This window comes from Altibacter sp. (assembly GCF_019913785.1).
Taxonomy (GTDB): domain Bacteria; phylum Bacteroidota; class Bacteroidia; order Flavobacteriales; family Flavobacteriaceae; genus Altibacter.
Genome location: NZ_JAIOHK010000041.1, coordinates 1 through 10,617, shown reverse-complemented (window position 1 = coordinate 10,617; position 10,617 = coordinate 1). Strand labels below are relative to the sequence as shown.

General features: G+C 40.0%; 6 protein-coding genes and 1 pseudogene. 1 reads left to right on the top strand and 6 read right to left on the bottom strand.

All coding sequences use genetic code 11. The features are described 5' to 3' along the window. Nucleotides 1-3,205: VWA domain-containing protein (locus tag K8F54_RS06995; protein ID WP_290788894.1), on the bottom strand; the 3,205-nt coding region annotated here is incomplete at its 3' end. Between the two features lie 67 nt (nt 3,206-3,272). After that, nucleotides 3,273-3,791: a hypothetical protein gene (locus tag K8F54_RS06990; RefSeq protein ID WP_290788891.1), complete on the bottom strand. Its 519-nt coding sequence runs from the start codon at nt 3,789-3,791 to the stop codon at nt 3,273-3,275. Nucleotides 3,792-4,132: 341 nt separating this feature from the next. Here K8F54_RS06990 and K8F54_RS06985 point away from each other — a divergent pair, with 341 nt between their 5' ends. Next, entirely contained in the window at nt 4,133-5,731 is a 1,599-nt protein-coding gene (locus tag K8F54_RS06985) for a peptide chain release factor 3 (RefSeq protein ID WP_290788890.1), read from the top strand. A gap of 12 nt (nt 5,732-5,743) precedes the next feature. On the opposite strand, the gene K8F54_RS06980 is transcribed toward K8F54_RS06985, so the two are convergent. From K8F54_RS06980 to K8F54_RS06965, 4 genes and pseudogenes are all read right to left on the bottom strand, one after another. Next, nucleotides 5,744-6,448, bottom strand: a complete 705-nt coding sequence (locus tag K8F54_RS06980; protein WP_290788888.1) for a hypothetical protein — start codon at nt 6,446-6,448, stop codon at nt 5,744-5,746. A 48-nt stretch (nt 6,449-6,496) separates the two neighbouring features. Beyond that, on the bottom strand, nt 6,497-7,642 hold the full coding sequence (locus K8F54_RS06975; protein ID WP_290788886.1) for an Ig-like domain-containing protein: 1,146 nt from the start codon (nt 7,640-7,642) through the stop codon (nt 6,497-6,499). A 292-nt stretch (nt 7,643-7,934) separates the two neighbouring features. Next, the gene (locus K8F54_RS06970; protein WP_290788884.1) at nt 7,935-8,255 is read right to left on the bottom strand and encodes a DUF3467 domain-containing protein; all 321 of its coding nucleotides are present in this window, start codon (nt 8,253-8,255) and stop codon (nt 7,935-7,937) included. Between the two features lie 57 nt (nt 8,256-8,312). Beyond that, nucleotides 8,313-10,617 (bottom strand): annotated as a pseudogene (locus K8F54_RS06965) (DNA-directed RNA polymerase subunit beta'); the annotation flags it as partial.

Here is a 10,617-nt window from a genome sequence, read left to right as displayed (position 1 = left end):
CGACTGTTGCATCATCTGTCGTAGTGGTTGATCCTGAAAGATCAGTCACCGGAGTGTTCGCTGGGTTCATTGCCAGTCCATTGACTGTCGCCTGATTGGTAATCTGACCCGCATCAACATCCCCCTGTGTTACTACATAGGTAGCTGTATAGACCCATACTTCAGTTAAGCCTAAGATACCATCATTACCTGTATCACCCGTTGGTCCTGCAATAGCAGACAGTCCAGCTAATGGATCAGTCACCACTACATTATCGATAGATAAGTTTCCTTGGTTAGTTACCGTGAAGGTATAGGTTACGGTATCTCCTTCTGAAAGGTCAACACAGTTGTTACCTCCCGTTGGGTTTTGATCGCTTGTTTTTACAATAGCAATGTCTGCATCCTGACAGATCACAACGACTGTTGCATCATCTGTCGTAGTGGTTGATCCTGAAAGATCAGTCACCGGAGTGTTTGCAGGGTTCATTGCCAGTCCGTTGACTGTCGCCTGATTGGTAATCTGACCTGCATCAACATCCCCCTGTGTCACCACATAAGTAGCCGTATAGACCCATACTTCAGTTAAGCCTAAGATTCCATCATTACCTGTATCACCGGTTGGTCCTGCAATAGCAGACAATCCAGCTAGTGGATCGGTCACCACTACATTGTCAATCGATAGGTTTCCTTGGTTAGTTACTGTGAAAGTATACGTTACTGTATCTCCTTCTGAAAGGTCAACACAGTTGTTTGCTCCAGGTATTTGATCGCTTGTTTTTACAATAGCAATGTCTGGATCTTGACAAATAGTTACCGTTACCTGATTACTCGGATCATTCACTGCACCTAGTGCAGTATCGCCATCTACTTCAGCAGTATTAACTATTGAACCGTTATCGATATCTAATTGTGTTACCGAATAACTTGCAGTATAATTCCAAACTTCGCCTACATTTAAAATAGAATCATTATTTGTGTCACCACTTGCAGGTCCGGCAATGACGCCACCTAAGATTGGATCTGTCACGACCACATTAGAGATATCGACATCTCCTTCGTTGGTCACGACGAATGTATACTCAATAGTATCGTTTACATCAAAATTGATACAATTACCAGTCGCACTCGTACTAGCCTTTGTAATGGAAATTTCAGCGTCTTGACATAAGGCAACAGTTTCTGTGTCTTCATCGTGTACATTGAACGAAGAAGAAGATCCCGTTACAGTACCATCCACTTCGGCTGTATTAACAACTTGCCCATTGATGATATCCGATTGTTGTACCACATAAGAGGCTGTATAGGTCCATACTTCGCCTACATCTAAAATACTGTTGTTGTTTGTATCTCCTGAAGCAGGTCCGGGAATAGGATTCACAGGATCGATCAAAGGATCATTCACCTCAACACTTGAGATAGCAATATTTCCTTGGTTGGTTACTGTGAAATCGTAATTTATAGATTGTCCCGGGGCTATAGGATTACAATTTTGTGTTGTTGTATTAGTCGCTGTCTTTTCAATTGCAATTAAACAATTGTAAAGCGTCAAAGTCACCGGAGTTCTATCTAAACTAGAACAGTTACTTGTGTTATCAACGGTTTCAGCATAATATGTTATTGAACCTATGGTATTCCAGGTTGGAGTTACCACATTTCCGTTCGTAGCCTGATCGTACCAAACAACGGTTTGGTTCGCTAATACCGAAGCAGATGCTGTTAACGTCTGAATGGGCGACGCAGCACATTCGGCCTGATCACCGCCACTCATTGGAGCATCTGGTGGTAAATAAATTTGAATATTGGAATCTACCATCACCGGAGGTAGATTACAGTTATTATTATAAGTTCCGTTGTATGTTAATTCAGCTCTGAAATCACCCTGAAAAGGACTCGCTCCGGTATAAGTAAACGTTCCCGATAGATCACCCATGGTGTTTCCAGAGACGGTTCCAACAGAAACATTATTAAGGAAGAATTCCCATACAAATCCAACAGAGAATGGTGTACATTCTCCCGGATTAAAAGTCGCAGAATAGTCCACAGATTTTGAACAATCTACTTGGTCTATACTAGGATCTGATATAATTGGACAAGGTACACAGACTTCCGGATTTGGAAATGGTAATATTTCTTGTTCACAAATTGCATTTATAAATGTCATTTCACTCATCCCTGCATCTTGCATACCGCAACCTTGCATTCCTATAGCCTCAATGGAATATTCTAAGGTTAAAACTTCGCTTGAAACATCACCCACGTCCCAAGTAATGGTATTCGTACCACCATTATAAGAGGCATTAACAGGATCGCTTAATGATCCCGGCACCATTTGAAAACCTGCACCCAGCATGTCTGTAACCACCGCATCTTTTGCCGCTAATGCTATCTGTCCTAATATTGTATTGTATATCCCTGTTAGATCAACTGCATTTTCTGTTGTGAATAAGCCACCATTTTGTATTTGGTCTAAGGTATACGTAGCTGCAGCCTGTGCATTTCCACTAATATCTCCAAAAAGTCCTACTGAAAAAATAGTCTGATCATATACAACAGAACTTATGGTAGTGGTTTGTGCACCCTGACCTTCATTAATGGCATCATTCATACAAGCCGTATTTCCAGCTGGAAAAGGTGGTGATGGTGTTCCACTACAGGAGCTACCACTTAATGTTCTGTTTGTAACACCATCAGTAAGAAGTATCATACTTCTACCTGTAGCGCAATCGAAGTGGCCGTTGGCCGTCATTTCATTATCAGCCACATCCATGGCTCTTGCAATGTTCGTCCCTCCTGAAGGTGATGAGATACCATTATTAATTTCGTTGATAATGGCAGTTTGATTCGTAGTTAATCCTATTTCCAAATTACCTGAAGTAGAATACGAGACAATTCCAACTCGGTTATTCCCTGTTGGATTGTTTGCCGGAAGGAAAAAAGTATTGACAAATTCTTCGGCGGCATTCAGTGCCTCGTCAAATGGATCACCTTGCATACTACCGGAACGGTCAATAATCAAAATAACATCCTGAGCAAGATCAGGAGCATCTCCTGTAATTGTCAAGGTAATATCAAACTGATTACACAATGCACTTTCAATAGCAACCTTATTCAATGTGATTGGATCCTGTGCAAATAAGGAAGCAACATTAAATACAAAAAAAGTCAATAGCAGAACTAAGCTTTTCGTGTACGTTAATCTTTCGGTGGGTAATTGCTTTTTCATAAAATGAGTTTTTAGGTTTTAACCTAGTAAGTCTTATAAATTAGGACAGTGTCCTTACGTATGTATTCTAGTTTTCGTCTGGATTTCTATGGTACACTTTTAAAAGCGCTGACACCGATCCATCTCCGCATGCCTTGCTGTTTGCTTTTAATTCCACAGCTCCCCACTTATCCAAAGGAGTGTTTTTAGGGACCGCCACAAATGCTAAAAAGGTAACAGTTGAGCGAGCTGGTACGGTAATACTAGAACCAACCGATCCATTATAATTAATGGTGGTGTTCAATTTATAATTGGAAGCCAAACGCGAAGCGACTTTTTGTTCTACCGTAAAGGATTTAGCCGAATTAACCGACTCAATAATATAGGTCTGAGAAGAAGCAGCATTATTAGTTAGCTCCACTTTAAATTTTGCCGGCATATCTACAGTAGCAGATTTCATATCCCTGCCCTTGTATACCTTCATTTTCGCATCGCAGTTTTGTCCAAAACTTTGGAAACAAAACATGCTAAAAAGGAATGTCACCACAAGGGGTGATAAAAACAACTTCGGTTTTCCCAAAAGGGAATTGAGTGTAGTAACTTTCATATCCATAAATTTGTTAAAATATCAATGTTAAAAAGAATGCCCCAACAGCATTGATTTTGTGATTTCCAAATCAAATATACGTAGGAAAAAATGTTAAAGTCTTACAAAATTTGAACTATTAGTTGAAGTGTAATAAAAAATCGGTCAATGACGTTAAATCACCCTTATTTGAACGTATTTTTGTAGGAAATGTATATACGTGTTTATACGTATACGCCTTATTATTAAGGGTTTTAGAAGAATATTTTTTGTAGGAATTACACTTACTTTTTGATTGTAAAAATACCCTTTGATTCACTAAAAACAACCTGTATCTTTGCAGTTAAATTGTTATAGAATAAATGTCTTTAAAACGTGAAATTGATCGCCGAAGAACCTTTGGAATTATCTCCCATCCCGATGCCGGAAAAACAACTTTAACCGAAAAATTATTGCTCTTTGGAGGTGCCATCCAAGAGGCGGGAGCTGTAAAAAATAATAAGATTAAAAAAGGGGCTACCAGTGACTTTATGGAAATTGAACGCCAAAGAGGTATTTCGGTGGCTACTTCTGTCTTGGCATTTGAATATGAAGGCATTAAGATAAATATTCTGGATACGCCGGGTCACAAGGATTTCGCGGAAGACACCTTTAGAACACTCACCGCAGTGGATAGTGTTATTGTAGTGATAGACGTCGCCAAAGGCGTGGAAGAGCAAACCGAAAAATTGGTGGAAGTTTGCCGCATGCGCAACATCCCTATGATCGTCTTTATAAATAAGTTGGATAGGGAAGGAAAAGATGCATTCGAATTACTAGACGAAATTGAACAAAAACTGAATCTTCGGGTTACCCCACTGAGCTTTCCTATAGGAATGGGATACGATTTTAAAGGCATCTACAATATCTGGGAGAAAAATGTAAACCTCTTCAGCGGTGATAGTCGGAAAAACATCGAAGAAACCATCAGGATTGAGGATGTTAACCACCCCGATTTGGAAAAGATTATAAGTGAAAAAGCAGCGAATACACTTCGGGAAGAACTTGAATTGGTCTATGAAGTCTATCCCGACTTTAATCGTGAGGAATATTTGGAAGGGACACTACAACCGGTATTCTTTGGTTCTGCTTTGAATAATTTCGGAGTCCGGGAGCTATTGGATTGTTTTGTTGAAATTGCGCCAAAACCACGCCCAAAAGAAAGTGATACACGATTGGTTAAACCGGATGAAAAAGAATTTTCGGGCTTTGTGTTTAAAATTCATGCCAATATGGATCCCAAACATCGGGACCGCTTGGCCTTTATTAAAATCGTATCCGGAACCTTTGAGCGAAATACGCCCTATCTGCACGTACGACTTAATAAAAAACTGAAGTTTTCGAGTCCGAATGCCTTTTTTGCTGAAAAAAAACAAATTGTGGATATTTCATATCCCGGTGATATTGTAGGCCTTCACGATACCGGGAATTTTAAAATTGGCGACACTTTGACCGAAGGTGAAGTAATGAATTATAAAGGAGTTCCCAGTTTTTCTCCGGAGCATTTCAAATACATAAACAATGCCGACCCTATGAAAAGCAAGCAGCTTGAAAAGGGAGTAGATCAATTAATGGATGAAGGCGTTGCGCAGTTATTCACCTTGGAACTTAACGGAAGAAAAGTAATTGGTACGGTTGGCGCGCTGCAATTCGAAGTGATTCAATACCGACTCGAACACGAATACGGTGCCACCTGTAGGTACGAAAACTTAAATGTGCATAAGGCCTGCTGGGTGGAACCCAAAGACCCTAAAAGTGCGGAGTTTGCCGATTTTAAAAGGGTAAAATCTAAGTTTTTAGCAAAGGATAAACGAGGGCAATTGGTATTCTTTGCCGATTCGGCCTTTACCTTACAAATGACGCAATCCAAATACCCAAATGTAAAACTGCATTTCGTAAGCGAATTTGAAAAAGCGAAATAAGGTTATCTGCTATTACAAATAAATCGCTTGAATATCAATTCTATCTAAATCTCCGAAGGTTGCTCTAAATGCTGCGTCAGCTGTTAAATCACCTCCAAAAACAGCACCGTTTAAATGAATACTATAGGTTCCTGCTTCCAAAGAAATAGTGGTCGATCGAGAATTATACACATATCCTGTAGCGGTATCACAATTTGAATTTGAATATACCGAACTTGTCATGCCGTATGCCTTGGACGTATTGGCCGTGCTGCCATCTCCTAAATAAAAGTAATTATGCGCAATCTTAGCTCTTCCGTCATCTATTTTTGCGATACCATCATATCCATCAAAATCAATAGATATATAATACGTAATTACAACCAACGCCCGTTGAGTTAGTGTAAAATTCTTTTGATACAGCTCAGCTGAATTTAACCCAGAATTAGCGGTTGTCTGAACCACGACGGGTGAAGAAATACCAGATTCCGATACAACTTCACCAGATAAATCTCCAAGGGAAAGCGTCCCATTTGCATCGACCAAGACATTGTACTTTGAAGTCCCTCCTAGGTTTTTATTATTGTTTTCGCTATTAAGTCCTTCAACTCGTATAGTACTACCATTTCCTGCAATATGTAAAGATTCTTGAGGATCTGTAGTTCCAATTCCAACTTGAGCACTGACTGTGAACACGGTAAAAAGACATAGTGCAAAAAAAGTAGTTGTATTTTTCATAATTGAATATTTTGTATGCATAATTATAATCTTAATAGAATCTTCAAATTAGTTTTGTAAAAGGGGACCATCGGCATTTCCACTAGCACAGCTGCAATATGCATCGGCCCAAGACACATAAGTTATTGTTACCGTATTCGTATCGCAGGTTCCTGCATTAGGAAAGGGTAAACAAACCTTATATTCAAAAACAACATCTCCTAAAAATCCTGTTTCAGGAGTGTACGAATAACTTCCATCCGAATTAAATGTAAAATCTTGACCCGCCGGTGTAGGACCTGTTAATAAAGAAAAGGTTGAGCCCGCTGGAATATTGTTAGTAGCTACTGTTCCATTTATTTCGGTATCCAAACAAGCCTTTTCATTTATCGCTTGTGCATATTTCTGAACGACGAATACTTTACCATCGGCATGGTCAAGAGTAGCTCCCACTAATTCGACCTTTGTAATTATCGATCCTGTTGGCGCTAGATCGTCCAATTTAAAAATGGCAATCCCTATTGTTCCATTATTTTCTTGAACCCTTCCGGAATTCCAATAGTCCACGCCTGCCGGTGGTGCATTAAACAATGGCCCCCATTGCGTTGAATTGGCTCGTACAAAAGTATCTCCTAAAAATTGCTCCGCACCTCCACCGTTCGGGGTACCATATACTGCTATATAGTAGCAGTTATTTGCATTTCTTTCTGAAACCGCTAAAAGACCACCTTCATTGGAAGGTATCCCAGGGTTAAAATAAAGTGTTTGCAATTGTGCGTCGGTTGTAGCAATAGCGTTGAAATCTCCACAAATGTCACGTCCATTGGGATTTGCAACAAAATAATGATTCAAATTTTTATCTTGATAGGCCGCCTGAGCGTTTAGATTCCAAGTAGGGTTTGAGCTATTATTATTAACGATAACTCCATTTAAAATAATATTGTTTGTACTATGTCCCGCAGGACCTACTCTCGTCATTTCATAGGAGGTAGGTGCCGCAAAAGCTTCGAAAATCTCTCCGTCTATGGTAATGGATTTAATAGTAGCTGGATTGCTGGGAACTGCTTGAACATCATCCCATTGAAATGTAACTCCAGTAGTAACAGAAGGCTTCTGAGTTTGAGCATAGCCTTTTTCAACTAAAGAAAAAACCATCAAAACAGAAAGCATTAAAAATAGTCTTCTAATAAGACATGTAGGCACTGTAGGTTTCATAAGTTCAATTTGGGCATGGTAACAAGAATTTATTGGGGGGCTCTTGTTACACTCAGCAAATATAACTTTGAATTGTTGATTTTTCCTACATCAAGATATACTTATTCGTTGTATTGCTATTTATATTCGTTAAAGTGTATTAATTAGTAATTTATTTAGCGATTATAATGCATATTTTTTTGTGTGAATTTCCATATCCACTACTTTTTCAAATAATTAGGAAGCCACTTCAAAATAGTTTTCCTACGTATAGGTAATAAAAAAGCCCTGCAATTTGCAAGGCTTTTTTTTATTAGGCTTCTCCCGTAGGGCCAAAATTAATTGGAATAGGAGGCTGTTGGTAATCTTTTATTTCACCATGGGAATTCTCAAAACGTTTCACATTATCACTTAATGCCTTTAAAAAACGTTTGGCATGCTGTGGAGTCAAAATAATTCTCGATTTCACCTTACTCTTTGGAACTCCCGGCATAATCGTGACAAAATCCACCACAAACTCCGAAACAGAGTGATTAATGATTGCTAAGTTACTATAGGTCCCTTGCGCAACGGCTTCGTCTAATTCTATGTTGATCTGTCCCTGTTGTTGCTTCGGTTTTTTTGTATCTGCCATATCTCGCTGTTTTAAAAAACAAACGCTCCCATCGGAGCGTTTGTTTCAAAAATTATGTTAATTATAATTAACTTCTTGTTTCTCGCGTGTCATTTCTTCCAACTCTTCCTTCGAGCCTACGATAATGGTATCGTATTCTCGCATTCCGGTTCCGGCAGGAATTCTATGACCAACAATTACATTTTCCTTCAATCCTTCAAGATCATCTACTTTACCACTAACAGCCGCTTCGTTCAATACCTTGGTGGTTTCCTGGAAGGAAGCCGCCGAAATAAACGATTTGGTTTGTAGTGAAGCTCTCGTAATACCTTGTAGTATCGGAGTAGCAGTGGCGGTTTCGGCATCACGTGCCTCAATCAACGCCTTATCGGCTCTTTTCAGAATTGAATTCTCATCACGTAACTCACGCGGCGTAATGATTTGTCCTTCTTTAATAGTTTCCGATTCTCCTGCACTGGTTACCACTTTCATTCCGAAGATCTTATCGTTCTCTTCAATAAAGTCGTCTTTATGAACCAACTGGTTCTCCAAGAAGGTGGTATCTCCCGAATCTACGATCTGCACCTTACGCATCATTTGACGTACTACTACCTCAAAATGCTTGTCGTTGATCTTCACCCCCTGTAAGCGGTATACTTCCTGAACTTCATTCACCAAGTATTGTTGAACCGCAGATGGGCCTTTGATTCGTAAAATATCTTCCGGAGTAGTAGAACCATCAGAAAGCGGCATCCCTGCTCGTACATAATCGTTCTCTTGAACAAGAATCTGGTTACTCAACTTCACCAAGTACTTCTTCACTTCACCTAATTTAGACTCGATGATAATCTCTCGGTTACCACGTTTTATTTTTCCAAAGGAAACAACGCCATCTATCTCACTTACAACAGCTGGATTCGATGGGTTACGTGCTTCGAACAATTCGGTAACACGTGGAAGACCTCCAGTAATATCCCCTGCTTTCGCAGATTTACGAGGAATCTTCACCAAGATCTTACCAATCTTAATTTTATCTCCATCGTCCACCATCAAGTGAGCCCCTACCGGTAAGTTATACGAACGAATTACTTCGTCCTTCTTACCGAGGATTTGCAAGGTTGGTATCTTCTTCTTATCTCTCGATTCTGAAATCACTTTCTCCTGGAAACCGGTTTGTTCATCGATCTCAACCTGATAGGTAACTCCTTGTTCAATGTTCTCGTATTTGATCTTACCGGCAAATTCAGAAATAATAACCCCGTTATAAGGATCCCACTGACATACAACATCACCCTGCTTCAGGGATTGTTTGTCCTTTATAAATATGGTAGACCCATACGGAATGTTATTGGTGCTCAAAACAATTCCGGTCTTCTTGTCGACGAGTTTTATTTCTGAAGTACGTGAAATAACAATATCAACTGTTTTTCCGTCTGAATCTTCGCCTTTTACCGTTTTCAATTCTTCAATTTCGGCAATACCATCAAATTTAACGGTAAGCTTGTTCTCTTCTGAAATGTTTCCGGCAATACCTCCCACGTGGAACGTACGCAGTGTTAACTGCGTTCCAGGTTCACCAATGGACTGTGCCGCTACAACACCAACAGCTTCACCTCGTTGCACCATTTTATTGGTAGCAAGGTTTCTTCCGTAGCACTGTGCACAAATACCTTTCTTCGCTTCACAAGTAAGTGCCGATCTAACTTCAATCTGTTCAACCGGAGAGTTTTCAATGGCGGTAGCTACCGCTTCCGAAATATGATCACCGGCTCCTACAATCAAGTCTTTAGTCAATGGATTGTATACATCATTCAATGCAGTACGACCTACAATACGATCGCGCAACGACTCCACTACCTCTTCGTTTTTCTTTAAGGCCGAAACCTCAATGCCACGAAGGGTTCCACAATCTTCGATATTGATAATAACATCTTGCGAAACATCCACCAAACGACGTGTTAAGTAACCTGCATCGGCCGTTTTCAACGCGGTATCTGCAAGACCCTTACGCGCACCGTGCGTAGAAATAAAGTATTCTAAAATAGAAAGTCCTTCCTTAAAGTTAGAAAGAATCGGGTTTTCAATAATCTCACCACCACCCGAATTCGATTTCTTTGGCTTTGCCATCAATCCACGCATTCCGGTAAGCTGGCGAATCTGTTCTTTCGATCCACGCGCCCCGGAATCAAGCATCATATACACAGAGTTAAATCCTTGCTGATCCTCACGTATACGCTTCATTGACAATTCGGTCAACTCGGCATTGGTAGCGGTCCAAATATCAATGACCTGATTGTAACGTTCGTTATTGGTAATTAATCCCATATTATAGTTGGCGATAATACCATCCACTTGTGAATTGGCGTCATCGATCATACTCTGC

What these genes read in the sequence shown, in the direction of transcription:
- K8F54_RS06975 (WP_290788886.1), bottom strand. Translation starts at nt 7,642, where the DNA reads ATGAAACCTACAGTGCCTACATGTCTTATTAGAAGACTATTTTTAATG.
- K8F54_RS06970 (WP_290788884.1), bottom strand. Translation starts at nt 8,255, where the DNA reads ATGGCAGATACAAAAAAACCGAAGCAACAACAGGGACAGATCAACATA.
- K8F54_RS06980 (WP_290788888.1), bottom strand. Translation starts at nt 6,448, where the DNA reads ATGAAAAATACAACTACTTTTTTTGCACTATGTCTTTTTACCGTGTTC.
- K8F54_RS06990 (WP_290788891.1), bottom strand. Translation starts at nt 3,791, where the DNA reads ATGAAAGTTACTACACTCAATTCCCTTTTGGGAAAACCGAAGTTGTTT.
- K8F54_RS06985 (WP_290788890.1), top strand. Translation starts at nt 4,133, where the DNA reads ATGTCTTTAAAACGTGAAATTGATCGCCGAAGAACCTTTGGAATTATC.